Origin of the sequence: Paenibacillus cookii, assembly GCF_018333375.1 — a bacterium.
Classification (GTDB): domain Bacteria; phylum Bacillota; class Bacilli; order Paenibacillales; family Paenibacillaceae; genus Paenibacillus_AQ; species Paenibacillus_AQ cookii.
In genome coordinates this window covers 1-25,115 of record NZ_BORW01000002.1, presented here as the reverse complement: position 1 = coordinate 25,115, position 25,115 = coordinate 1, and the positions used below count along the sequence as shown (strand labels likewise).

22 protein-coding genes are annotated in these 25,115 nt (G+C 53.0%); 17 read left to right on the top strand and 5 right to left on the bottom strand.

Features of this window, described 5'->3' with window-relative positions:
- The first annotated feature begins 60 nt into the window (after positions 1-60).
- The 4 genes from KI367_RS02980 (at position 61) to KI367_RS02965 (ending at position 4,284) form a co-directional block, all read left to right on the top strand.
- Positions 61-384, top strand: a complete 324-nt coding sequence (locus tag KI367_RS02980; RefSeq protein ID WP_036715632.1) for a 2Fe-2S iron-sulfur cluster-binding protein — start codon at positions 61-63, stop codon at positions 382-384.
- A gap of 197 nt (positions 385-581) precedes the next feature.
- Entirely contained in the window at positions 582-1,217 is a 636-nt protein-coding gene (locus KI367_RS02975) for a TetR/AcrR family transcriptional regulator (protein ID WP_212947488.1), read from the top strand.
- An 81-nt stretch (positions 1,218-1,298) separates the two neighbouring features.
- Positions 1,299-2,729 carry a DHA2 family efflux MFS transporter permease subunit gene (locus KI367_RS02970; protein WP_212947924.1) on the top strand — a complete coding sequence of 477 codons (1,431 nt, stop codon included), beginning with the start codon at positions 1,299-1,301 and terminating at the stop codon, positions 2,727-2,729.
- Between the two features lie 310 nt (positions 2,730-3,039).
- Positions 3,040-4,284: a stalk domain-containing protein gene (locus KI367_RS02965; RefSeq protein WP_212947486.1), complete on the top strand. Its 1,245-nt coding sequence runs from the start codon at positions 3,040-3,042 to the stop codon at positions 4,282-4,284.
- Between the two features lie 236 nt (positions 4,285-4,520).
- On the opposite strand, the gene cls is transcribed toward KI367_RS02965, so the two are convergent.
- Both cls and KI367_RS02955 read right to left on the bottom strand, forming a co-directional pair.
- Positions 4,521-5,969, bottom strand: coding sequence for a cardiolipin synthase (cls, locus tag KI367_RS02960; protein ID WP_212947485.1), 1,449 nt, complete (start codon positions 5,967-5,969; stop codon positions 4,521-4,523).
- A gap of 36 nt (positions 5,970-6,005) precedes the next feature.
- On the bottom strand, positions 6,006-6,911 hold the full coding sequence (locus KI367_RS02955; RefSeq protein WP_212947484.1) for a LysR family transcriptional regulator: 906 nt from the start codon (positions 6,909-6,911) through the stop codon (positions 6,006-6,008).
- A gap of 222 nt (positions 6,912-7,133) precedes the next feature.
- On the opposite strand from KI367_RS02955, the gene KI367_RS02950 reads away from it, so the two are divergent.
- The 11 genes from KI367_RS02950 to KI367_RS02900 all read left to right on the top strand — a co-directional run bounded on the left by KI367_RS02950 (position 7,134) and on the right by KI367_RS02900 (position 17,629).
- Positions 7,134-7,892, top strand: a complete 759-nt coding sequence (locus tag KI367_RS02950; RefSeq protein WP_212947483.1) for an SDR family NAD(P)-dependent oxidoreductase — start codon at positions 7,134-7,136, stop codon at positions 7,890-7,892.
- A 54-nt stretch (positions 7,893-7,946) separates the two neighbouring features.
- A complete protein-coding gene (locus KI367_RS02945; RefSeq protein ID WP_036715530.1) occupies positions 7,947-8,690 on the top strand; it encodes an SDR family NAD(P)-dependent oxidoreductase in 744 nt (247 codons plus the stop codon).
- A 300-nt stretch (positions 8,691-8,990) separates the two neighbouring features.
- On the top strand, positions 8,991-9,803 hold the full coding sequence (locus KI367_RS02940; protein ID WP_212947482.1) for an arylamine N-acetyltransferase family protein: 813 nt from the start codon (positions 8,991-8,993) through the stop codon (positions 9,801-9,803).
- A gap of 15 nt (positions 9,804-9,818) precedes the next feature.
- The gene (locus KI367_RS02935) at positions 9,819-10,646 is read left to right on the top strand and encodes a sugar phosphate isomerase/epimerase family protein (RefSeq protein WP_212947481.1); all 828 of its coding nucleotides are present in this window, start codon (positions 9,819-9,821) and stop codon (positions 10,644-10,646) included.
- A 265-nt stretch (positions 10,647-10,911) separates the two neighbouring features.
- Positions 10,912-12,000, top strand: a complete 1,089-nt coding sequence (locus KI367_RS02930; protein ID WP_212947480.1) for a stalk domain-containing protein — start codon at positions 10,912-10,914, stop codon at positions 11,998-12,000.
- 172 nt (positions 12,001-12,172) lie between these two features.
- Entirely contained in the window at positions 12,173-14,125 is a 1,953-nt protein-coding gene (locus tag KI367_RS02925) for an acyltransferase family protein (RefSeq protein ID WP_212947478.1), read from the top strand.
- 116 nt (positions 14,126-14,241) lie between these two features.
- Positions 14,242-14,754, top strand: a complete 513-nt coding sequence (gene sigV / locus KI367_RS02920) for an RNA polymerase sigma factor SigV (RefSeq protein ID WP_212947476.1) — start codon at positions 14,242-14,244, stop codon at positions 14,752-14,754.
- Entirely contained in the window at positions 14,751-15,638 is an 888-nt protein-coding gene (gene rsiV, locus KI367_RS02915) for an anti-sigma-V factor RsiV (protein ID WP_212947475.1), read from the top strand. Before sigV ends, rsiV begins: the two co-directional genes overlap by 4 nt.
- A 149-nt stretch (positions 15,639-15,787) precedes the next feature.
- Positions 15,788-16,270 carry an RrF2 family transcriptional regulator gene (locus tag KI367_RS02910; protein WP_036713701.1) on the top strand — a complete coding sequence of 161 codons (483 nt, stop codon included), beginning with the start codon at positions 15,788-15,790 and terminating at the stop codon, positions 16,268-16,270.
- 78 nt (positions 16,271-16,348) lie between these two features.
- Complete coding sequence (locus KI367_RS02905) at positions 16,349-16,585, top strand: DUF896 domain-containing protein (protein ID WP_197070036.1); 237 nt, start codon at positions 16,349-16,351, stop codon at positions 16,583-16,585.
- A gap of 18 nt (positions 16,586-16,603) precedes the next feature.
- Positions 16,604-17,629: an LLM class flavin-dependent oxidoreductase gene (locus tag KI367_RS02900; RefSeq protein ID WP_212947474.1), complete on the top strand. Its 1,026-nt coding sequence runs from the start codon at positions 16,604-16,606 to the stop codon at positions 17,627-17,629.
- 51 nt (positions 17,630-17,680) lie between these two features.
- On the opposite strand, the gene KI367_RS02895 is transcribed toward KI367_RS02900, so the two are convergent.
- Entirely contained in the window at positions 17,681-18,778 is a 1,098-nt protein-coding gene (locus KI367_RS02895) for a hypothetical protein (RefSeq protein ID WP_212947473.1), read from the bottom strand.
- A 12-nt stretch (positions 18,779-18,790) separates the two neighbouring features.
- A complete protein-coding gene (locus KI367_RS02890; protein ID WP_036713704.1) occupies positions 18,791-19,864 on the bottom strand; it encodes an SPFH domain-containing protein in 1,074 nt (357 codons plus the stop codon).
- Positions 19,865-20,098: 234 nt separating this feature from the next.
- Here KI367_RS02890 and KI367_RS02885 point away from each other — a divergent pair, with 234 nt between their 5' ends.
- A complete protein-coding gene (locus KI367_RS02885) occupies positions 20,099-22,690 on the top strand; it encodes a glycoside hydrolase family 84 protein (RefSeq protein ID WP_212947472.1) in 2,592 nt (863 codons plus the stop codon).
- 109 nt (positions 22,691-22,799) lie between these two features.
- On the opposite strand, the gene KI367_RS02880 is transcribed toward KI367_RS02885, so the two are convergent.
- Positions 22,800-23,150, bottom strand: a complete 351-nt coding sequence (locus KI367_RS02880) for a VOC family protein (protein WP_212947471.1) — start codon at positions 23,148-23,150, stop codon at positions 22,800-22,802.
- 414 nt (positions 23,151-23,564) lie between these two features.
- Between KI367_RS02880 and KI367_RS02875 the strand changes: the two genes are divergently transcribed.
- On the top strand, positions 23,565-24,956 hold the full coding sequence (locus KI367_RS02875) for an MATE family efflux transporter (protein WP_212947470.1): 1,392 nt from the start codon (positions 23,565-23,567) through the stop codon (positions 24,954-24,956).
- Positions 24,957-25,115 lie beyond the last annotated feature (159 nt).

Here is a 25,115-nt window from a genome sequence, read left to right as displayed (position 1 = left end):
GTGTATCATTCCCATCGGGATGATGCTTAATATCTAGCGAAAGAAAGGAAGCGATTCCACATGCCAACGATTCAAGTCGAAGGAAAAGGAACCATTGAAGCGGCGGACGGACAAAAGCTGGTACTTGCTCTGGAGGATCACGGCGTCGACATTCTGCACCGCTGCGGAGGCAATGCGAGATGCACGACCTGCCGCGTAGAGATCCTTGAAGGAGACGCCGGCGCCATGGGCGAAGCGGAGGCAGCGATCCTCGCAACCAAAGGAATCCACGAGCCGAACGTGCGGCTTTCCTGCCAAATCCGCGTACATAGCGATCTGACCGTCAAGCCGGTCATGACCGTTTCCGGTTCCGGCATGGATGCCGGCAAGCGCCCACTCGATTAAAAGAGCATGGCAAATGAATTCATGAAGCGGCTGTTTGTCCACCGAATGGGCAGGCAGCCGTTTTTTATTGGCAGCACGCGGCCGGCAAACCTCCGGAAAATTTTCTGCAAAAGAAAATCGTTGACAATCAAGGCCTTCTGTCCGTTATAATATGTAGACCGTTCGTTATAATTTTGGAGAAAGGAGGCCTCGCTTCCATGGCAGGCAAAGCAAACTCGCGTGAAATCATCGTGAAAACGGCTACCAGACTGTTCTCTGTGCAGGGATATCATGGAACGGGATTGAACCAAATCATCAAGGAAAGCCAATGCCCCAAAGGCTCGCTCTATTATTATTTTCCGGAAGGGAAAGAGGAGCTTGCGCGGGAATGCATCGAGCAGATTAAGCGAATGGTTTCCGGCAAATGGCAGGAGGCTTTCGAACGATTCGAACATCCGGCCCAAGCGATCCCATACCATATCGAAATGATGGCCGAGGATGCCGAAAAATCGAATTTTGAGGGTTTTACCCCTCTCAGCTTCTGGAATGCAGTGGAAACGTGTTCCGTCAGCGTATCGCTTCGGGAAGCTTGTCAGAACGCAATCGATGAGTGGCACGGGATGTTATCCCAGCGGCTGCAATCGGCGGGACTTGATGCGGAACGTGCCGCCGAGACGGCCACGGTCATCTTGTCCATGATGGAAGGTTCGCTGATCATTGCCATGACAAAGCAGGATTCCGGACCGATCCATGCGGCATCCAAGTATATGGGGATACTGGTAGAACGCCTGCTGGACGTCAGCCGGTCGGATCAATCGTCTCCAAAAAGCGAAAGACATAAAAAAGAAGATTGAGATAGAAAGAGCGACAGTTATCTAGATAACAAATAGAGATAGAAATCAGACATATGGAGGTTAGGTATTGTGGAAGCAGCCATGCAAAATACACAAACGGCAGCAAGCTCGGACAAACGATTCAAAGTCATCCCGATCATGGTCGCGCTGCTCATCAGCGGATTTATCGGGATGTTCAGCGAGACGGCGTTAAACGTCGCTTTAAACGATTTGATGCAGGTGCTGCACATTTCGCCGCCGACGGCGCAATGGCTCACTACGGGATATTTGCTGACGCTAGGCATTTTAGTGCCGGTATCCGGCCTTTTGCTGCAATGGTTTACGACGAGACAATTATTTATTACCGCGCTGATCTTTTCGATCGCCGGTTGTTTGATTGCGGCGCTGGCGCCGAGTTTTGAAGTACTGCTGGTCGCTCGCGTCGTTCAGGCCGCGGGGACGGGCATTATGCTACCGCTGATGTTCAACACGATTCTGGTTATTTTCCCGGCAGAAAAACGGGGCGCCGCCATGGGCATCATCGGCCTCGTGATCATGTTCGCCCCTGCGGTCGGCCCGACGATCGCGGGTCTGTTGATCGAAAACCTCAGCTGGCACTGGATTTTCTGGCTGTCTTTGCCTTTTCTCGTGTTGGCGCTGGTTTGCGGCATCCTGTTCATGCAAAACGTATCGACCATCACCAAACCGAAAATCGATCTGTTGTCGATCATTTTATCGACGATCGGCTTCGGCGGCATCGTGTTCGGCTTCAGCAGCGCCGGCGAAGGCGGAGGCTGGACGAGTCCGAAGGTGATCGCGTCCCTGATCATCGGTATCGCGGCACTGCTCTTGTTCGGTTGGCATCAATTGCGAATGAAGCAGCCGATGATCAACCTGCGGGCATTCAAATACCCGATGTTTTCGGTCGGCGTCGTCATGGTCTTTATCAGCATGATGATCATTTTGTCGTCGATGCTGGTGCTGCCGCTGTTCCTGCAGGGCGGTTTTGGAAAATCGGCGTTTTACGCCGGACTCATTATGCTTCCCGGGGGAATCGTGAACGGCTTGATGTCTCCCCTCATGGGGCGTTTGTTCGATAAATATGGTCCGAAGTGGCTTGTATTCCCTGGTTTTATTGTAGCAGCCGCGGCTCTGTGGTTTTTCTCGGGCGTAACGGCCGCTTCCGCCGCTTTCCTCATCATCGTGCTGCATTCCTGCTTGATGATCGGCATTTCAATGATCATGATGCCCGCGCAGACAAACGGCTTGAACCAGCTGCCGCGCGAATATTATCCGGACGGAACCGCGATCATGAACACTCTTCAGCAGGTGGCGGGGGCCATCGGCACGGCGGTTGCCGTCAGCATCATGTCGGCCGGGCAGGAGAGCTATTTTAAAACCCATCCGGGCGGGAATCCGATCGAAGCGTTGACGGCCGGCGTATCGCATGCCTTTATGTTCGGCATGATCATCGCTCTGGCGGGCTTCGTGATCGGCCTGTTTATTAAACGGGTTCCGGTAAAACACGATTAAATAAGCGCAAAAACCCCAAAGCCACGGCTGCGGGGTTTTTCATCGTTTTTGGCGACGATCCTTCAGATCATTCGTCCGTCGAATCTAGCAATAGGTTTTATCCTATCCTTCTAAACTATTCTATGCTGTGCCCGCTGTCTATGATTCCCCGGTTCCCGATGACCTGCCGTTGGGGAAGGCTGTGCAGGCACAGAGAACAACCCTGCTTTGCCTGTTTTGGGTGGAAATGGTATTCGGGATCATGGTATAGTGAATCTAGCATTCTATTAAATCAAACAAAACTATATTTCAGATCATGGGAGAACCGAATATGAAGGTCATTGGGAAAATTCTTTTAAGCTCCGTTTTGATTGCAGGCTCTTTCTCCGCGATTCCCGCGGATGCGGCCAAGGCTGCAGGCAAGGTCAGCATCATGCTCGACGGATATCCGCTGTCTTTTCCGGTGGAGCCGACCGTGTTGAAGGGAACGACCATGGTGCCGTTCCGGGCCATCTCCGAAGCGCTTGGCATTCAAGTGACTTGGAACCAGAAGGAACAAAAAATCACGGCTACGAAAAAAGAGGACGGGATCTCCAAACAGGTCGTGTTGACCATCGGCAGCAAACAAGCTTTGGTCGACGGGAAAACGGTAGCCCTTGCCAACGCCCCGCAAACGATCCGCAGCAGCACGATGATCCCGCTCAGCTTTTTTAGCCAGCAGTTCGGGGCCGGGGTGGCCTGGGATCAGAAAACGCAAACCGTTTCGATCACGTCGCCCAAGGAAGATATGTATACGTTAGGCTTTTACGCGTTATCTTCTTTCGATGAACGGGCATACATCCCGTCTTTCGATTCGGTTGCTTTCGGCTGGAGCCGGATCGATCCTTCCGGACAATTCACGATGGAGGGCAAGGAGTATAAATGGCCGCAGGCTGCGGGCGAAGTCACGCCGGAATCGATCATTCAAGATGCCGCGCAGCAAGGAACGTCGCCGTATTTGATGGTGTACTCCGTGGATTCCAGCGGCGAATTGACGAAAAACCTGGAAGATCAGGCGCTGCAGGAGAAAACCACCTCGGAGATCGTGGAAGCGGCCGCGGGAAAAGGGTTTAAAGGCATTGCGCTCGATCTGGAAGGGCTTGGTTTGACCGGCGACAAAAACAAGGTCAAAGCGGAATACAACGCATTCGTGAAAAAGCTTTCCGCCAAAGCCCGCGCGGCAGGCCTGAAATTGACGCTGATCCTTCATCCGCTGAACAGTTCCTATGCAGGGTATGATTACAAAACGTTATCGGGTCTGGCGGACGATTTGGTGATTATGGCTTATGCGTTCGAACAGGAAAAAGGCCCCGAACCATTGAAGCGGGTCGACGAGGCCATCCGCCTGGCGTTGAAGGAAACTAGCAAAGACAGGCTGATTCTCGGGATCTCGCTCGGCAGCGAAAACGCAGGTACCGTCAACACCAAGATCGGCCTGGCCAAACGGTATGACCTGAAAGGCGTCGCTTTCTGGCGCTTGGGGCTGATCGGCCAGCCTGCCTGGGCGAAGATCAACGAGTCGATAGAGATGAAATAAATCATCATAAAAAAAGAGCGTCCCGCATGGGACCGCTCAGAGTGTCGAGAAAGTCCAACGGACTTTTCGACACTCTATTTTTTATATGGGGAATCATATCTTTTAAAATAAAAATCGATTTAAAGCGCTCTGAGACCCCTACTTCAGTGACCGACGAGGCAATTTTAAACCCCCTGCAAAAAAACAGGGGGTTTCTCGACAGCCTGAGCGTCCCGCATGGGACCGCTCTTTTTTTCTTACAGAATCGGCGACAGCAGCCGCGATATGCCTTCCTTGATCCGAATCCATCTCGGGCGCTGGTGGTATTCCTGGAGCGTCAACTGCCGGGATACGCGCAAATCCTCTTCGAACATCTCCGTCAATTGTTTCGAAATCCGGTCGTCATACAAAAAGGCATTGACTTCAAAGTTCAGCTTAAAGCTGCGAAAATCGATATTGGCCGTACCCACCGAAGCAATTTCTTCGTCGATGACGATCGTTTTGGAATGAATGAAACCGTTATTGTACAGATAAACGGTAGCGCCTACCTTCAATAGCTCCCCGATGTATGAATACGTGGCCCAATACACGAAAATATGGTCCGGCTTGTCCGGTATCATGATTTTGACTTCAACGCCCGACAGAACGGCGATCCGCAGCGAATCCAGCACGCTTGCATCCGGAATGAAATAAGGAGTCTGGATGTGAATCGTTTTTTTCGCGGAGGAAATCATTTTTATGTATCCGTTTTTGATATGTTCAAGCTCCGAATCCGGTCCGCTCGTGACGATCTGCATGCCGATCCGGCCGCAGGGAGCCACCTCCGGGAACAGGTTCGGCGAGTATGTAATCGCGTGATGGTGCGAGGCCTGGTTCCAGTCCAAAATAAACCGAATCTGCAGCGCGTAAACCGCCGATCCGATGATCCGCAAGTGGGTGTCCCTCCAATAGCCGAACTTCGAATTCAGCCCCAAATATTCGTCCCCCACGTTGAACCCGCCCACATAGCCGATTTCGCCGTCAATAATGACGAGCTTGCGGTGGTTGCGGTAATTCAAACGGAAGTTGATCAAGCGCAGCCGCGAAGGAAAAAATGCTTCGGCAAGCCCGCCGGCGGCCCGGAATTCGCGGAAAAACCTTTTTGTCAGCTTTCTCGAGCCCAGCTGGTCATAGAGCACTCTGACCTTCACGCCTTCCCGTGCCTTTTGCGTGAGGAGGTTGATCAATTTTTTGCCGAGGACGTCGTTTTGGATGATGTAATACTGGACATGGATATAATCTTTTGCCCCGTGAATGTCTTTGAACAGCTTATCGAATTTCTCCTGTCCGTCGGTAATGATGTCCACCGCGTTTTCTTCGGTAAACATCGAGTGGTTGTTTTTCAAATACATGTAGATGAGATCCCTGTATTTGCTGGCCGATTCGTTGTAGAACCGGAAGTTGCCCCTCTGAATGCGTTCCAGCTGCTCCAAAATAATCTCTTTGACGCCGATTTTTTTCAGGTCGTCCCAATGGAACAAGCGGACATGCCTGAAGTTTTGGGCGAAGAGCAGGTACAGCAAAAAGCCGGCAATCGGGATGAACGACAGCACCAGCAGCCAAGCCCAAGTCGCTCCAGGGTCGCGGCGCTCCTTAAACACGACGACCAAAGCGAAAATAAAATTCAGAAACAAGATCAATCCTAGAATGAGGGAAGAAAAGTTCATTGCGTCGTTGTCCTCCTGCTTAACGCCACTTCCGGCTTACAGCATGTTTTGCAAACCGGAAATATCATGTTTGATGCGGTCTAGAAAATGCCGTGAAATCGCGGAAATATGATGTTCCTTCCGCTGAATGACTCCCAGGAATACCGGACTTTGCTGGGGGAAATCAAAATCCAGGATAACGGTGTCGGAGATCGGTTCGGAAATGAACGAATAGTTGAGCCCGACCGTAACCGCCGAATGGGTGAGGCAGGCGCGGCTGATCAATGCGCGGTTGTTCGTGGTGTATACGATATCGGCCGGCCCGTATTTTTTCTGAAAATCATCCATAAACCATTTCACATAATCATCATTATACAGCACAACGTTCTGCCGTTTAAGCTCTTCCGGCGTAATTGTTTTCTGAAAAGCGAGCGGCGAATGGATGCTGGTGGCGGCAACCATTTTGACTTTGAGCAGCGGGTCGTAATCAAGCCCCAAATGTTCGATCAGCCGGTTTTTGTAAAGAATGATGAAACCCAGGTCGGTTTTGTCGTTCAAAACGTCGTCGATAATATCCTGCGAACCTTGTTCGACGATCTCGATTTTGACCTGCGGATATTTCCGCTTGAAATCCAGTACCACTTGCTCGAGCAGCAGCATGGGGCCGGGAATCGTTGCGATTCGCAGTCGTCCTTGGACCAGCTCGGAATACCCTTGGGCGGCTTCCTTCAATTCTTCGTATTTCTGCAGCAGCTCGGCCGCTTTTTTAATGATGACGGCTCCTTCGGCGGTGGGGACGGCTCCCGTGCGCTGCCGTTTCAGAACGGCAACTCCCCATTCCTCTTCAAGGCTCGAAATCGACTGGCTGACTGCCGAAATGGTGACGTGAAGATTTTGGGCGGCTTTCGAGATGGAGCCGGTTTTCGCGACCTCGACCAAATACTCCAGTTTTTCAATATGCATGATTCAACCCGATCCTTGTAAGTTTATATCCGGATATGATTTAAGCTAGCCTTAAGTCAAATTAAATATGTTTAAATTTTATTGAACCCTTATCGATGATAACATAGAAGTAAAGCCTGAGGTACATCCTTTTGGGGAATTGCTGCAGCATGTTCAGGCCGTTCATTGGTTTCGTGTGGAGACAAGCTTGGATAAATGCCAAGACGGAAAGGGAGTTATCATATGAGATTGGAAGGAAAAGTCGCACTGATCACCGGGGCGGGAGCAGGCATCGGGAAAACGACGGCGCTGCGGTTTGCGCAGGAAGGCGCCAAAGTGATCGTCACGGACATCAATTTGGATAACGTAACACAAACGGCGTCGGAAATTGAGCAGGCCGGGGGCAGCGCCGCGGCTTTCAAACACGACGTCAGCAGCGAAGACGACTGGAAACGGATCGTTGAAGCGTCGGTTAAGCAGTTCGGTTCTATCGATATTTTGTTCAATAACGCAGGCATTTATTTCATTAAACCGCTGGCCGAAATCGGGCTGGATGAGTGGAATCGGATGCTTTCGATCAACGTGACGGGCGTCTTCCTCGGCATGAAACACGTGATGCCGGTCATGGCCAAGCAAGAACAAGGCGGTTCGGTCATCAATGCTTCCTCCATCGCCGGCTTGACAGGGGCATCGGGGCACGTCGCTTACGGCGCAAGCAAAGGGGCGGTACGGATCATGACCAAAGACGCCGCGGTCGAATACGCTTCGGCCAACGTGAGGGTCAACTCGATCCATCCTGCCTACATCAATACGGCGATGGGCGATTATGCGACGCAGGCGAGCCGAATGTCCGCCGCGGAGCTGGGCAAACGGATGGCTCCAATGGGCCGATTCGGCTTGGTTGAGGAAGTATCGAACATGGTTCTGTTCCTTGCTTCCGACGAATCTTCCTATTGCACGGGGGCGGAATTCGTGATCGATGGCGGAGCTACCGCGATGTAAGAAAAAACCTTCGAGCATGTGTTTCAAAATGAATCTAAGATGGGAGCGAGATCAATGAAATTCGAAAATAAAGTGGCCGTGGTTACCGGGGGAGCAAGCGGCATCGGGGAAGCCTCCGTCAGAATGTTTGCCGCCGAAGGCGCAAAAGTCGTGATTGCCGATTTTTCGGAACGCGGACAAGCGGTGGCGGATGAACTGAATGCAGCCGGATCTGATGCGTTGTTCGTGAAAACGGACGTGACGAATGAGCAGGATGTCATTCGCATGGTGGAGCAAACGGTTGAGAAATACGGGAAGCTGGATGTGCTGTTCGCAAACGCGGGCATCGCGCAGGACGGTCCTGCCGACCTGCTGTCCTCCGACAGCTGGCAGCGCACGATCGACATTAACTTGACCGGCGTATTCCTTTGCGACAAATATGCGATCAAACAGATGCTTGCGCAGGGCCATGGCGGCGCGATCGTGAACTGCGGCTCCATCCACAGCCACGTCGGCAAAGCGGGCGTCACCGCATATGCGTCCGCCAAAGGCGGCGTTAAGCTGCTCACCCAGACGCTGGGCGCGGATTATGCAGCCAAAGGCATTCGAATCAATGCGGTGTGCCCCGGCTACATCGATACGCCGCTGATCAAAGGCAGAACCGAAGCGATCACCCAGCATCTGGTCGGGCTGCACCCGATGGGACGCCTCGGCAAACCGGAAGAAGTGGCCAAAGCCGTCCTGTTCCTGGCAAGCGATGACGCATCGTTTATTACAGGCACAAGCCTGTTGGTGGACGGCGGGTATACGGCGGTGTAATCCGGGTCCCTGTCCAAAGGGCGGCCTTGCTGAAGCCGCGATATTAGGAAAGGCGCAGCAACAACAAGGCCAAAACGTGCAAAAGAGCTCAAACCTCCCTGAAGCCGGGGGTTTGGGCTCTTGCTGTTTATCCTGCATTGTCGTAAGCAAGACAAGCGAATTACCAAGTTTATGACATAAAACCGGCCGTGAGCATCTTTGCCCGGCTGGTTTTGTCTTTCCGGCAGGAGATGGTCATATACTTATGGAAAAGTATTGTAAGTCGTATATTTTTATGAAAGTGGAGGTTCGGTTAGCGGCATGAATCATAACGTAACCGGCATTTCGACGCGGGCAACGGATTATTTGAACAGGATCGGGTACGACGGAGCGGTCGAACCGACCGCGGCCGTGCTTGCCCGTCTTCAGGAATGCCATATTTACCACGTTCCCTATGAAAACCTCGACATCGTCAACGGCGTGCCATTGTCGCTGAAGCTTGAAGATCTGCATGATAAAATCGTCTCCCGCCGCCGGGGAGGGTATTGTTTTGAGCTCAACGCGCTGTTTGCTTGGTTGCTGGAGGAGATCGGATTTAAAGTGACGCATTATTTCGCGCGGTTTTGGCGAGACGAACCGAATCCGCCGCCGATGCGGCGGCATCATGTGCTAAGGGTCGAAGCGGAAGGCCGCCCGTTTTTATGCGACGTCGGCGTCGGGGGCATCGTACCCGTAACCCCGTTATTGCTGGCAGAAGGGATCGAGCAGCCGGCAGGCAACGAACGGTACCGCCTGGATCGGGATCCGTTTTTCGGCTGGATGCTTTGCGAATGGAAACACGGGGAATGGTGCCGGTTGTATTCGTTTACGGAGGAACCGCAGCTGCTGCAGGATTACGCGATGGCTTCCTATTGGTGCGAACATGCGCCCGAATCCATCTTTACGCAATCCGCGATGGTCTTTATCCGCACCCCCGAAGGCAGGAACACGGTAGCGGGGGAGGAGTTCAGGATTTTCGGTTCCGGCGGCGTGGAATCATGGGTACCGCAATCGGCAGAGGAATACCATCAAGCGTTGTTGAAGCATTTTGGAATCGTGCTGAATCGGAAAGAAGAGGATGGAAACCATCCATAAAGGAGGCGTATGAGCATGCCGTTTTTATCGTTGACGACTTGGAGCTTGCACCGGAATTTGGGCCCGCTCCGCTGGACGTACTGGGATGAGGAGGCTAAAACGCAAGGCACCGCGATGGATGAGCAGCCGCAAACGATCTCGCTGCTGGATTTGCCTGCTTTGCTCCGCGAGAACGGTTTTCAGGCGATGGAGCTTTGCCATTTCCATCTTCCGGAGACAAGCACCGCTTACCTGGATAAGCTTCGCGAATCTATCGTTCGGTCGGGAATCCGTTTGTACACTTTGCTGGCCGATTACGGAGATCTCACGAATCCGGACGAATGGCGCAGGGAAGCCGATATGGAATGGATGAAAAAGTGGATCGACGTCGCCTCTGCCCTTGGCGCCGAACGGATTCGCATTATCGCGGGCGATGGGGATCCGGCCGACGCGGAGGCCGTCCGGCTGGCGGCGGCGCAGCTGAAGCGCCTGATCCGATACGCCTCGGATAAGCAGGTCCGAATCGTTACCGAGAATTTTCATGATTTGGCTTCCACGGCTGCAAATTGCATATCCTTGCTTGACATTTGTGGCGAAGGGCTTGGGTTGACAACGGATTTCGGCAACTTCGCCGGAGAAGGCAAGCTTGCGGAGTTAGGGGCCACGATCCCGCGAAGCGAATCCATCCATGCGAAAGCGATCACGGACGGTCAGGGCAGACCGAATGAGGAGGAATTTAAGAAATGCATGGATCTGGTCAGAAGCAGCGGTTATGAGGGCCCGATTACATTGGTGTACGATGGGCCGGGCGATATGTGGGAAGGCATAAACCGGGTAAAAGCATTGGTCCAGCCTTACTTATAGGGAACTTGTCCGGGATTTTGCCCGAGCTTCGTGCTTTGGAAATATTCAATGTCTAAGCGTATTTGCGAAAAGGAGCGGAACTTGATGTTCCGCTCCTCAGGCTGTCGAGAAACCCCCTGCAAAAAAACAGGGGGTTTCTCGACAGCCTGAAAACGTCGCGAGACGTTTTTTTATTTTTTCCAAACTTTTTGCCTCTTCTCCTGCGTCCTAGCCCATGAGTGCGAGCAAAAGACACTTTGAATAGAGAGATGGAGGACAAAAGGATATGAAAAAGAAAACGATCAAACAAATGGCGTTAACCGCGGCAGGCTGTGCGGCTATTCTAGGCATCAGCGCGGCGGGTGTGCCGGTCCATGCCATGGCTTCCGTGCAAGCCCCTGCCCCGGCAGCGGTTAACATGAAAACGGGAGTCCCGGCAGCGAAAGGCGTAAAGGTACAGGAGAAAACATTGAAGTCGGCAAACGGGAATCTGAAGGCTCACATCCAAGTGCCCCAACTCTCCGGGATGCTGGATCGGCGCTATCAGGATGAAATGAACGACATCATTTTGTCGCATGCCCAAAAAGATTTGGCGAACTGGGAGAAAAATGCCGCGGATGCGGCCGCGAAAGCGAAATCGGCTCATCTCGAATACCGTCCGTACGAGCTGTATATGACCTACAGCCTGAAGTCTGACGGCACCGGAACCCCGGCCGGCATCATTTCGTTGGTGGTGACTACCGAAGGGTTCGCGGGAGGGACAAGCATGCCGCGGATCGATACGTACAACGTGAAAAATGCTGCCGCAGCCGAGCGGGTGACGCTCTCCGACCTGCTGGGGGACGATTACAAGGCAAAACTCGATGCCGACATTCTTGCGCAAATGAAAAAAGATCCCGACAAATACTTCCTGGAGGATTACAAAGGAACGTTCGAGGAGCAAACCTTCTATATCGAAAACGGCGAGCTGGTCGTCGTGTTCCCGAAGTACAGCATTGGGCCGGGGTATATCGGCTCGCCGGAGTTTCGATTCGACCTGAAAGGGAAAACGGGCTTGAAAACAAAACCGGAAGCGGCCCGGAAACTGGACTTGAAAAAGACCGCAAAATATAAAAATGCCCACGGCATCGAGATGGTGGCTTTGCGCGACGCAGCTGGGCAATTGGGATACGAACTCCAGTGGAATCCGTCCGCCAAAACGGCCGAGCTGAGAAAAGGGGCACAATTTACGCGCGTAACCGTGGGCCAAAACGCATACTTTTTCGCCAAAACGGCTCCAAAAGCATTAAACGCCGCGCCCGTGCTTCAGCAAAACAAGCTGTATGTTCCTCTTCAATTCGTATCCGATATTCTGCAAGCGGAAATTCAGCGGTAACTTCTCAAACCCCTGTCTTTTCGTTACAAAAACAAAAGGCATTCCGACAGCAACTCTGCTCAGGATGCCTTTTTTATCATTTAATGGATTTTCCAGTTAATCCCACCAACTTTTCGCATATGTCCCGGCGTCCTGTCTATGAACAACAAATGAAAGGTTAGGATGAATGGCTATGATCGACAACATGAAGGTTAACAGCAACCGGCAACCACGGGGTTGGATGCCCCGAAGATCGGCCGAGGGCAAGCGGTATAAGCCCGGACTCGACGGATTACGGGCATTTTCCGTCATCGCCGTTATGGCCTATCATTGGAACGCCAAATGGGCGCAGGGCGGATTTATCGGCGTCGGCATCTTTTTCGTCATCTCGGGTTATCTCATTTCGGATCAGATCATCCAGCAATGGCAAAGCCGGGGCAGGCTGAATCTTATCGATTTCTGGATCCGCAGGGCCCGCAGACTGCTGCCCGCGATGCTTGCCATGCTGGGGTTCGTCGCTTTATGGCTGTTATGCATCGAGCCCGGGAGACTGCAAGGCTTAAAGGGAGCTTTTTTATCCTCCGTATTTTATGCGAATAATTGGTGGCTTATCTTTCATAAAGTATCGTACTTCGAAAGTTTCGGCCCGCCTTCGCCGATCAGGCATCTTTGGTCGCTGGCCATCGAAGAGCAGTTTTACTTGGTCTGGCCGCTGCTGCTTGTTGCAGGTATGCACATCTTTCCCCGGCGCGGCAAACTGGCGCTCATGATTGCGGCATTGGCCGGCGTTTCGGCACTGGCTATGTTCGGCATATACATACCGGGCGAGGACCCGAGCCGGGTTTATTACGGAACCGATACCCGGGCTTTTGCGCTCCTGATCGGGGCTGCCCTGGCCGTGGTCTGGCCAAGCCGGAAGCTGAGCGATAGAGTGTCGGCAGGAGCCCGCGTCATGCTGGACATCGCCGGTTTTCTGGGACTCATAGCGCTAGCGGCACTCATCTACCGGACAGGCGAATATGACGATTTCCTGTACCGGGGAGGGTTGCTTGGCATCGCGGTCCTTTCCGCGGCCGTCATCGCGGTTCTTGCGCATCCTGCAAGCCGGGTCGGCCAAGCGATGGGCTGCAAGCCTTTGCGCTGGATCGGGGTCCGATCTTACAGCCTCTATATTTGGCATTTTCCCGTCATTATTTTAACGACCCCCGAGGTCGATACGGGAGGGGCCAACGCCCTTCGCATCTTGTTCCAGCTGTTCTTGAGTTTTTTTCTGGCGGCATGTTCCTATCAATGTATCGAAGAACCACTGCGTAGAGGAGGATTCCATATGAAACGAAATCAACCGTCTTTTGCCCGGAAACGGCGTTTAGGTCCCGTCATGTTATGCGTTATCGTTCCGGCGGTTTTGATAGCGGCGGCTTGGGGCCGTTTTGCCCTGAATACACACGAGCCGGCCGCGCATCTGGTCGAAGCGGATGGGGCACCGGCCGAACAGGTTCAACCCCACGAGGGACCGGCGTCCGAAAATGAAAATGAACACCCGGTTGACGCTCAAATTGCGGACCGCCCTTCACAGGATGCAGCGTCGTCCCAAGCCAACGGAGAAAAATCTGCTGAACTCCAGCCGCTGGAAAAGGCGGAAAACCCGGCAGAGAACGTTTCGCAACCTTCCGGCCAAGGCATTACCGCAATCGGGGATTCGGTCATGCTGGACGCGGCGCCTTTTCTGGAAAAAAAGCTTCCCGGCATCGTCGTGGACGGCAAAGTAGGGCGGCAGATGCGCCAGGCCGCTGATGTTGTCGCCCGCTTAAAAGAACAAGGGCGGCTCGGGGACCGGATCATAATCGAGCTCGGCACCAACGGGCCTTTTAGCAAAAAGCAACTGCGTTCCCTGCTGCAGACGCTTGGAGAGGACAAGCAGATCCTGCTGGTGAATACCCGCGTCCCTCGGAAATGGCAGGATGCCGTCAATGCGGATATTGCAGAAGTTTCCAATGAATTCGGGAACGTGACGGTAGTAGACTGGTATTCGGCAAGCGAAGGCAAGGACGGTTATTTCTACCGCGACGGCGTGCATTTGAAACGAAGCGGTGCGTCGTTTTACGCTTCCATGCTTGCGGAGGCCGTTTTGGCGCAGAAAAAATAAAATTTTTTTCGCAACCGCCAAACTTTTTGCGCCCCTTCGTACGTCTTGCTTCCGTAAAGCGGGGACGGGGATCACGTCCTCCCCGCCAGCGACTAAACAGAGAAGGGTAATACGACATGTTGAACAGGAAAATGGAAAAGCTGCTGACGAGATGCATTAAAGAGCATAAAGAAAATGTGTACAGGCTCGCGTACAGTTACGTGAAAAATAAAGAAGATGCGCTCGATATCGTGCAGGATTCGATTTATAAAGCGATGACCCATATCGACGGACTGAAGGATCCGGAAGCGGTCAAAAGCTGGTTTTACCGCATCGTGGTCAATACCGCGCTCGATTTTCTCCGCAGGAACAAAAAGGTACGGACGATGGATCACGAAACGATCGAAATGCATGTTTCCGGTACCGAAGACGATTATACGAATTTCGATTTGACACGGACGATGGAAGAGCTTCCCGAGAAATATAGAAGCGTGATCGTGCTGCGGTATTTTGAAGACATGAAAATCGAAGAAGTGGCCGCCGTGCTTGGGGAAAACGTGAATACGGTCAAAACGAGGCTGTATCAGGCGCTTCGGGTCATGCGGATCAAGATGGATGACGAACCCTCAAAGGAGATCAAACAAAGATGAACAAACACATGAAACATTTGCGAAAAGAGTATGACGACATCCCGATTCCGGACGAGCTGGAAATGATCGTGGATCGGGCCATAAATACATCCTTGCGCAACCGCAAGCAAAAACGCGTGAAATATCGATGGATTGCCGGCGCTTGCGCCGCGGCGCTGCTGTTCCTGGTCACGATCAATGCCAGTCCCGCCGTCGCGAACGCTTTATCGGCCATCCCGGGCATGGACCGGGTCATCCAAGTGTTGACGCTTAAACAATACGTGGTTGAAGAAAAAAACTACGGCGCGAATATCAAAGTCCCCGCCGTGACGAATCTGGACAATAAGGCGCTGGAGAGCGGGCTGAACGAAAAATACATGAAGGAAAACAAAGCGCTCTTCGACAAGTTCCAAACCGAAATCGAGGCATTGAAGAAACAAGGCGGCGGCCACCTGAACGTGGATGCCGGCTACGAAATCAAAACCGACACGGACGAAATCCTGTCCATCGAGCGTTATGTCGTCGAAAGCGCGGGCTCGTCTTCCGAGCAATTAAAGCTGGACACCATCGACAAAAAGAACCAGATCCTCATCACGCTGCCGATGCTGTTCAAGGACGATCAGTATATTCGGCTGATCAGCGGCAATATTAAAGAACAGATGAAGTCGCAGATGAAGGACAATCCAGACAAATTTTATTGGGTGCACGGCGCTTCCGATGTCCTGCCGACGGATGAATTCAAAGCGATCAAAAAGGATCAGAACTTCTACATCAATAAAAACGGCAAACTCGTCATCGTCTTTGACAAATACGAGGTAGCTCCGGGATATATGGGTTCCGTGGAATTCGAGATTCCGACCGAGGCCATTGCAAACGACTTGGTCAGCCGTAATTACATCAAGTAGCGATACAGACCGGCATGGGGAGTTTCCCCGTGCCGGTTTTTGGGTCGTGCAGGGAGGACGGGGTTGATTTACACGGCGGATCGTATATAATGTATAAAGCGGATAAACAATATCCATGTTATACAAGATGAGGCAAGGTGACTTTATTCATGCACATGAAAACGGGCGTTGAGCAATCCGTCTATGCCATATTACTGCTGAATATGCTGCCGGACAAAGCGGTGCTTCCCGGAGAGGCGATCAGCCAACAGCTTGGCGTTTCGGCGACCTATTTCCAAAAATTGCTGCGCAAACTCGTCAGCGCCGATCTGATCGCTTCCGTGCCCGGAATCAAAGGCGGGTTCAAGCTGAAGAAACGGATCGAAGAGATTCGCATTTACGACGTCTATCTTGCGATCGAGGGACAGCAGACGCTTTATTCCTCGAGCGGGATTTTGTGCGACATGCTTGAACTGAGGGAAGAGGACCGCTGCTGCTTGTTGTCCGATCTGATGGAAGAGGCCGAAAATGCCTGGAAATCGGTTCTGAAGAAAAAAACCGTAGCGGATTTGGCCGAAGAGATGAAGGCGGAACGTTTTGCGGGCAAACTAGAATCGCTAAAGGCATGGGTGCAGGATACCATGGTCATTTAAGAAAGTGATACGCGAATAAAATAACAATGCAAAAGGACATCCGAGGATCCCGGCTGCAAAAAGAAAGAAGGAATGCAAATGATACCGACGTTGGCGCGCATTAACGAGTTGGCCAAAAAAGAACGCGAGGTCGGCTTAACGAACGCGGAGCGCGTGGAACAGCAGGTGCTTCGCGAAGACTATTTGCGCGAAATCCGCGGGCAGGTGCTCAAATCCTTTGAAGGGATCACGATCGTGGATCCGGAAGGCAACGACGTGACCCCCGAAAAGGTAAGGCAGCACCAAGTCAACGAAATGCGCAAGCTTCTCCAATAATGAATCGAGGTGAAGAACATGGATTCACGTGTTCAAAGCAAAAAACTAAACGACATCACGTACTCCGTTTTGGACCTGGCCCCGGTAACCGTGGGCAGCACGCCGTCGGAGGCGTTCAAAAACACGATGAGCCTCGCCCAGCATGCGGAAGCCTGGGGATATCACCGTTATTGGCTGGCCGAACATCATAACATGCCGGGGATCGGCAGCTCTGCAACTTCGGTCGTCATCGGCTATGTGGCGGGCGGAACCGAAAAGATCCGCGTCGGATCGGGAGGCATTATGCTGCCCAACCATGCGCCGCTTGTCATCGCCGAACAGTTCGGCACGCTGGAAGCGATGTATCCCGGCCGGATCGACCTCGGGCTCGGCAGGGCTCCGGGAACCGACCAGGTGACCGCCATGGCGCTGCGCCGCGATGTGCGCGCGGACGGCTCGGAATTCCCCGAGCAATTGGAGCAGCTGCGGGCATATTTTGACCCGAATTCCAGATACAAACGCGTAAGGGCATTTCCGGGGGAAGGGCAGAAGGTGCCGATTTGGCTGCTCGGCTCGAGCGGATTCAGTTCCGCGCTCGCCGCAAGGCTGGGATTGCCGTTTTCGTTCGCGAGCCATTTTTCGCCCGAATATACGATCCCTGCGCTGACGCAATACCGCGAGCAGTTTCAGCCATCGGAAGATTTGGAGCGGCCGCATGCGATGGTCGGCGTCAACGTGTTCGCGGCGGATACGACGGAGGAAGCGGAGTTTATCGCCACTTCGTTCCAGCAGCAATTTTTAAGCATGATCCGGAATACGCCGGGACAGCTGCCGCCTCCGGTCAAATCGATGGACGGATTATGGACCGAACAGGAAAAATATATCGTCATGAGCAGGCTCACGACCGCGATCATCGGCAATCCCGATCAGGTCAAACGCCAGCTGCAGGCGTTCCTCGACGAAACCCAGGCGGACGAAATGATCATCAACTCGGCCATTTACGATCACAAGGCCCGTCTGCGTTCGTACGAAATCGTGGCGGAAATCACGGGCATGAAACAATAAACCGAAAAGACCGGCGCGGGATGTTTCCGCTGACCGGTCTTTTTTGCGCATTTAAGATAAATTGAGATACCAAATGATGCCCGCGGCGATGGCTGCGCAAAAGAGGATAAAAAACGTAATTTTCCATCCGCTGCGCGGCACTTTGCCGCTGACGCTGCCTGTCTCGCCGTTTACCATGTAATGGTAAGTTTTGTTCTTGAACGTATACGTCGCATTCCACAAAGGCAGCAAAATATGTTTGTACGTCCTGTCGTAATACCCCGTGTCGATCTCCAAATTCCGGATCTCGTCCCCGCCGATTTTGCTTTTGATCCGGCTTTCGAGCGCTTGATCGATCCGGTATCTCGCCTCCGACCACCCGTCGCGCAATGAAACGTTATATCGTTCGGCCACGAAGCCGCTCAAAAATTCGGGTTTGTACGGCAACAGATCCTCAAGGCTGAAATCGTCGAACCGTTCGATGATTCTGCCGTCATGGCGGCTGGAAGCAGGGATAAGCACGTCGTTGAAAAATTGGCTGTACGAACCGCTGGTCGAATGCCACACGGTATAACGAACCTGCTCCTCATACGTTTCCGTTTTGCCGTCCACGGTTCGCGTCCGCGTTTCGGTCCGGTAATGGTGGGTCCCGACTTCAGCCTCGTAATCGGAATGCGTTTGGGCGTCAAAGGTCCAGAAGGGCACGTAAATCCCGGTCACGTTGGAATGGGTATGCTGCCTTTTGAACGCGTTCGGCACAAACCACTTTTTCTTTTTCCATTTCAGGAATAACTCGTTGGCTTTTTCCTTCGTGATATGGAAGGGGATGATGGATTCAGGCCGGATGCTGTCGTCGCTGCCCTGGGGCAGCACCTTGGGAGAACCGCAAAACGCGCACGTGAGCGCCGTCTGCTGAACCGGAATCAGCGTCTCGGCGCCGCAGCTTTCGCATTTGATGACCTGCTGCTCCGTCCCCCAATCCCTTAAGGCTTCATCGTTTTCGTCCGAAAAATCCAGCTCGTATTCGACGGGCTCCTCATATTCCTCGGGAAGATCGATCGGCGCCAGCTGCCCGCAATACGTGCATTTCATCTGCTGGCTTTCGGCATCGAACACCATCTGCGCGCCGCATCCGGAACATGGGAAACGAATCGGTGCTTCTACCGTCATCTTCGACCTCCTTTACGCCTTCGTGCCGCAATTCGGGCAAAACTTCATGCCGGGTTCAAGCGCGCCGCCGCATTCCGTGCAAAATTTCTTTTCGGGTCTCGGCGTGCCGCATTCCGGACAAAACTTCTCGCTCGGTTTCAGCCCGTGCCCGCAGGAACCGCAAGGCTCCGTCGTTTCCGCGGCGGAAGGGGCCGGCGCAGCCGACGGAGACGGAGCGGAAGGTCCGGGGGTCATGTGCATCGCCTGGCCGAAGATTTGGCCCATCGCCATGCCGGCACCAAGGCCCGCGCCGGTTCCGGCAAGCCCGCCGTCCGGATTGTTTGCCGCTTCCCGAAGCGACTCGGCTGCCTGGAACTTCATGTATTGGTCCAAATTTCCGGCGATATTCATGGAAGACTTGCGGTCGATCATCTTTTCGACCTCTTCCGGGAGGGAGATGTTTTCGATGAAAAATCCCGAGAGCGACAGCCCCATGCCGTTGAATATCGGCTCAAGCTTGGTTTGGGCGGCGGCGCTCAGCTCGTCGTAATGAAGCGCGATATCCATGATCGGGATTTTGGCTTCGCCGATCAGATCGGTAAGGCCGGAAACGATGACCGATTTCAGGTACCCTCCGATCTGGTCGGCCGTAAAAGACGATTGGGTACCGAAAATTTCCTTTAAAAACAACGCCGGATCCTGCACGCGGAATGCATAGCTTCCGAAACCGCGCATGCGGATGGCGCCGAATTCCGGATCGCGCATCATGATCGGGTTGGTGGTGCCCCATTTTTGGTCGGTGAAATTCCGGGTATTCACAAAATAGACGTCGGCCTTAAACGGCGAGTTAAATGCGTATTTCCAGGATTTTAATGCCGTCAGAACCGGCATGTTCTCCGTGCTGAGTATGTATCTTCCAGGACCGAACACGTCGGCGATTTGCCCCTCGTTCAGGAAGATGGCGGCTTGGGACTCGCGAACCGTGAGCTGGGCGCCCATTTTGATCGCTTTGTCGTATACCGGAAACTGATGAACGATTTCATTGGTGTTGTCGGTCCATTCAATGACTTCTATAAACTGGCCGCGAATAAAAGAAAACAATCCCATTCTTTAGGTCCTCCATTTCGGCTTCTTCAATCTTCTTCCATTCATTATACGTGAAAATAGCTGAGCCGTCCCAAGAAAATGGGATTTTGTCCCGAATTATGGTGAATGGTGCCAATGCAAGGGGCTTTAGGCGGAACATGAAGATGAAAATCTACCGTTTAACCGGTAGCGTTTGCAAGAAAGAGATTGCTATAATAGATATGATGAATATATAAGAAGCTGGGGGAGCACATCATGACGAAAAATGCTAGCAACGTTTCGAAACCATTGTACGAGCTGTATCCCGTTCCTCAATCGGTCGTTTCCTCGGGAGGGGAAGCGGTTTTGACGAAAGAAGTGCATATCGCCGTATTATCCGGCCTGAAGGAAGCGACGCTGCCCAAATTGCAAAAAGCGTTAAGCGACCAAGGTTTTACATATTCCGTATCCGACGGGCTGAAAGACGGGCAAACGCAAATCGTTTTGGCCGAAAAAAGCCAGGCCGGCCGGCTTTCAGGCACGGAGTACGCTTCCGATGTTCTCCCTGAACGCAAAGAAGCTTATGCCCTGTGCATTGGCGAAAAGGAGGGCTGCGGACAAATTGCGGTCGTCGGCAGCGACGCCGACGGCATTCATTACGGCGTCGTGACGCTGCTGCAAATGCTGGAGCAGTCGGACAACCGCCGCCTGAAAACCTGCCGGATCGTCGATTATCCGGAGATTTTGTACCGGGGATATATTGAAGGTTTTTACGGCTATCCATGGAGCCATGAGGACCGGATGGACCTGATGGAATTCGGCGGTCGTCAGAAGCTGAACTCTTATATTTACGCGCCGAAGGACGACCCGTATCATCGCAAGCATTGGCGCGAACTATATCCGGAAGAGAAGGCGAAGGAAATCGCCGAACTTGCCGCGGCGGGACATGCCAACAATTTGAATTTCGTGTGGACCATCCATCCCGGGGATTCGATCGACCTTTCGTCGGAGGAGGATTTCTGGTCCGCGATCGCGAAGCTGGAGCAGCTGTACGCTTTGGGCGTGCGTCAATTCGGCGTCCTGTTCGACGATCTGGTCGGGGCTGCGGACGGCAAGCAGCAGGCGGAATTCATCAACCGGATCGACGGCGAATTCGTGAAACCGAAAGGCGACGTGCGGCCTTTGCTGACCGTCGGAACCCGGTATTGCGAAGCGTGGGGTCCTTCCATGACGGAGTATTTCAAACCGCTCGTCGAAACGCTGCATGACGACGTCGAAATTATGTGGACGGGTGCGGCCACGATGTCCAACATTTCGAAGGAACAGTATGACGCGCCGAAACGCCGGATCGGATCCGACCGCAACCTGTCCGTATGGTGGAATTATCCGGTCAACGACTATTGCGATTCGAAAATTTTGATGGGCAAAATCGAAAACCTGAGCCCCGACCTGGATAACGTCAACGGTTTTTTTGCCAATCCGATGAACCAGGCGCAGGCTTCCAAGCAGGCGCTGTTCTGCATTGCCGATCACAACTGGAATACGGACGCCTTTGATCCGGAACGCAGCTTTTCCGCATCATTTAAAGCGATAGCTCCCGAGGTGGCGGAGGATTTGGAAATTTTCGCGTCCAACAGCTGCCACCTGAAAGACGACGGCGGCGCGAGCGGGGATTTTTATTTTGACGAGTCCTGGGACGCAAAAAAAGACATCGCCGATTTGCGCGAAGGATTCAAAAGCGGGCGGGACATTTCCGGGCCTGCGTCGGCGCTGCTTGCCCGGTTCGAGCGCATGGAACAAGCGGCGGACCGGATCCGGGAGAAGTGCCTCAACCGGAATCTGGTGGAAGAGTTGGATCCGTTCCTGCGCGCGTTCAAGCTGATGGCGCAAGCGGGGCAACATGCCATGCACGCGGCGAACGCCATGCGGCGCGGGGATTTGATCGGCATGGAGCAGCATAACGAGGCGGCTTCCAAACGGTTGGCTGCCATGGACGAATGCAAAGTGAACCGATTGAAGGAGGAAAAACCGTTCGACTTCGTCGTGGATGTGGGAACCCTTGCCATCAAGCCGTTTATTTCAGAGATGATCGTGCAATCGGCGGTCCAAGCGGGAACGGAGCAGCCTGTTCCGGAGCTTGGGTACGACCGGAAAAACATCGCTTTATCGTCATTGGGCGTTACGGCCAGCGCATCCAGCAGCGCGAACGAAAACGAAAATGCGTCGAAAACGATCGACGGCACCATCTCAAGCGGCAAATGGTGTTCGACCGAGGTCCGGCCGCATTTGACGATCGACCTGAAAGAGCCGAAGACGATCAAGCAGTATCGCATCATCAATTGCGGACATCCGGAAGCCAGGGAGTCGAAATACTGGAACACGAAACATGCCCAGATTTTGGTCAGCCTAGACGGCGAAAGTTTCACGCTCATCGACGAAATGACGGATAACCGGGCCGACGAAATCAATCGCATTTTGCCTCAGGACGTCCAGGCGCGGTATGTACGGCTTCAGATCATCGAACCTACTCAGATGAGCATCGAAGGAAGCGGACATACCCGGATTTACGGCTTCGAGTTGTTTGACGAGCGTTATCCGGAAATGTCCGAGAAGGTGCCGACGTCCGACATTCGTCTGGAAGCGTCGGGGAACGTGGTAATCGAGCGCGTGAAAAAAGGCGACGTCATTGCGCTGTTCGCATCGTTGCAGGCCGAAGCGCCGATTGCGGTATCGAAGCCGGCCGAAGCGGATGGGGAACGGATCGTATTCGAAGGCATTCCGCTTCCACAGTACGGCAACCGCATTTATGTCGAACGGACCAGCGGACTTCTGCTGCCTAGCGTCAGAACGTCGAAGGGGCTTGCATGATATAGGAAAACGGGGCGGGAGGAGACTCCGAAGGCAAAAAACGAAAAAGCACTCTCTCCGCATCCGGCAAGGATGCCGGGAGAGTGCTTTTTCATCTGCGGATGCAGGGTCATTGGTGCTCCAAAATATTGACCAGCCGGCCGAACGGATCGCGGACATAAAATCTTCGGACCCCCCAAGGTTCATCCGCCGGTCCGTATTCGATCCGAAACCCGCCCTCCTGCATGCGCCGGCAGGCTTCATCGACGTCATCGACTTCAATCGAAAGATCCGGTACGGGGGTGCCGGACCCGCCTTCGGAAGCAAAGCTGACTTGGGTCCTCATGGTTTCCGCGGTTCCGTATGTGGCAATCCAGCCATGATCCATCAATAGTTCCATTCCGAGAAGATCTTGATAAAAACGATTGGCTTCCGCAACATCCGTTGCCTCAATATTCGTGACGATCCTTTTTACTTTCATGCTGAGCGCCTCCTATCGATTTTTCTTCCGATCTTACGATCAATGACAACCTCGGCCTCCCATTCTGCGTACCATTTTCCGGATCGAACGACCAAGTTGCCGGACGCTGGTTGTTCATCGTCAACTATAAGATGCTCCTGCAAATGCCGCCCGAAATCCGTTCGAGCATGTATTTCATTATATCACCCGATGAAGCAGGTTTGCCATTTTCCTGCCGGGTTGAACAACGATTAGGCGGACTCCGAAATCTTTGTGTAAAATCGGTTGCTGCGTTTTCCCGGCCCGTAAGGACTGTAAATTTTGCCGAATTTTTTTGTGATTTTCGCTTGGATTTTCAAGCCACCGATGCTGCCTGATTATGGTATGCTTTTAGACAGTCAAGCAAGTCAAATCCAGCGGAAAAGAAGGAATGTTATGGCGTTATGGGTTCGGGAATCTTCGTTCTACAAAAACTTTTTTAGGCTAACGTTGCTGATCGCGCTCCAGAACATCATTACGCTCGGCGTGAACCTGTCCGATAATTTGCTGCTGGGCGGCTACAGCGAGTCGGCGTTGTCCGGGGTCGCGCTGGCGAATCAGATCCAGTTCGTATTGCAAATGCTGGTGATGGGCGCGTCAGAGGGGTTGGTCATTTTGTCGGCCAGAAGCTGGGGCGCGAAAAACCTGGAAGCCGTCAAAAAGGCGGCCAGCATCGGCATGCGGATCGCGCTTTTTGTCAGCGTTGTCATGTGGATCCTCGTGTTTGCGTTTCCGCACGGCTGCATGTCGCTTTTTACGAATGAAACGCGCGTCATTGAAGAAGGGGCGGCTTACTTAAGAATCATTTGTTTTTCTTATGTGTTTTTTGCCGTGACCAATGTGCTGCTCGCATCGCTTCGCAGCGTCGAAATCGTGAGGATCGGATTTATCGTATCTTTGTCCACGCTGATCATCAACGTATGTTTGAATTACGTGCTGATCTACGGGCATTTCGGGTTTCCGCGCATGGGGGTTAGCGGTTCGGCAACGGCCACGCTGGCGGCCAGAATCATTGAAACCGTCATCGTCGTCATTTTCATTAAACGTTTCGACCGCAGGCTGAGGCTTCGATTGAAGGATTTTTTTCAGATCGACAAGCCGTTGTTCGGCCAGTATTTGCGCATCGGTTCACCGATCTTGATGGCGAATTTGCTGTGGGCTTGCGCGATGGGGGCCCAGTCCGCCATTTTGGGGCACATGGGGGAAGCGGCGATTGCGGCCAACAGCGTGGCCACTACCGTATTCCAGCTCGTGACGGTCATTACGTACGCCTCGGCCAGCGCAACGGCGGTCGTGATCGGCAAGACGATCGGGGAAGGACATGTCTCCAAAATCAAAACGTACAGCAAAACGCTCCAGCTTTTATACCTATTCATCGGACTTGCAACGGGGCTCGTGCTTTTCGTTACGAAAGATTACGTGATGGATTTGTACGCGATTTCCAGCGACGCCAAGGTGCTTGCGGTCCACTTCATGACGGTATTGTCGATTACGGTCGTCGGCACCGCGTACCAAATGCCTGCACTCACCGGCATCGTCCGGAGCGGGGGAGATACGAAATTCGTGCTGTACAACGATTTTATATTCATGTGGCTGATCGTGCTGCCCGCTTCCGCGCTTTGCGCCTTCGTCTTCGAGCTGTCGCCGCTGATCACGTTCATTTGCCTCAAATGCGACCAAATTCTCAAATGCTTCGTTGCCTTGGTGAAGGTGAACCGTTTCCGGTGGATCAGAACGTTCGCCACGGATCCCAAAAACCGCGATGCGACCGAAAATGCTGCCATATAAAGGGGTCACCTTCCCGCTCATCAGGTCAGATCAATCATAACCACCCGTCCAACGGGTGGTTTGCACTTGGGGTATAACCCCCTGTTGCCAAACTGCGCCTAAAGACGCTAGCCTGACAATAAATTGTTCAGGCTCAGTGTAATTTGTCTCTTTCACTTA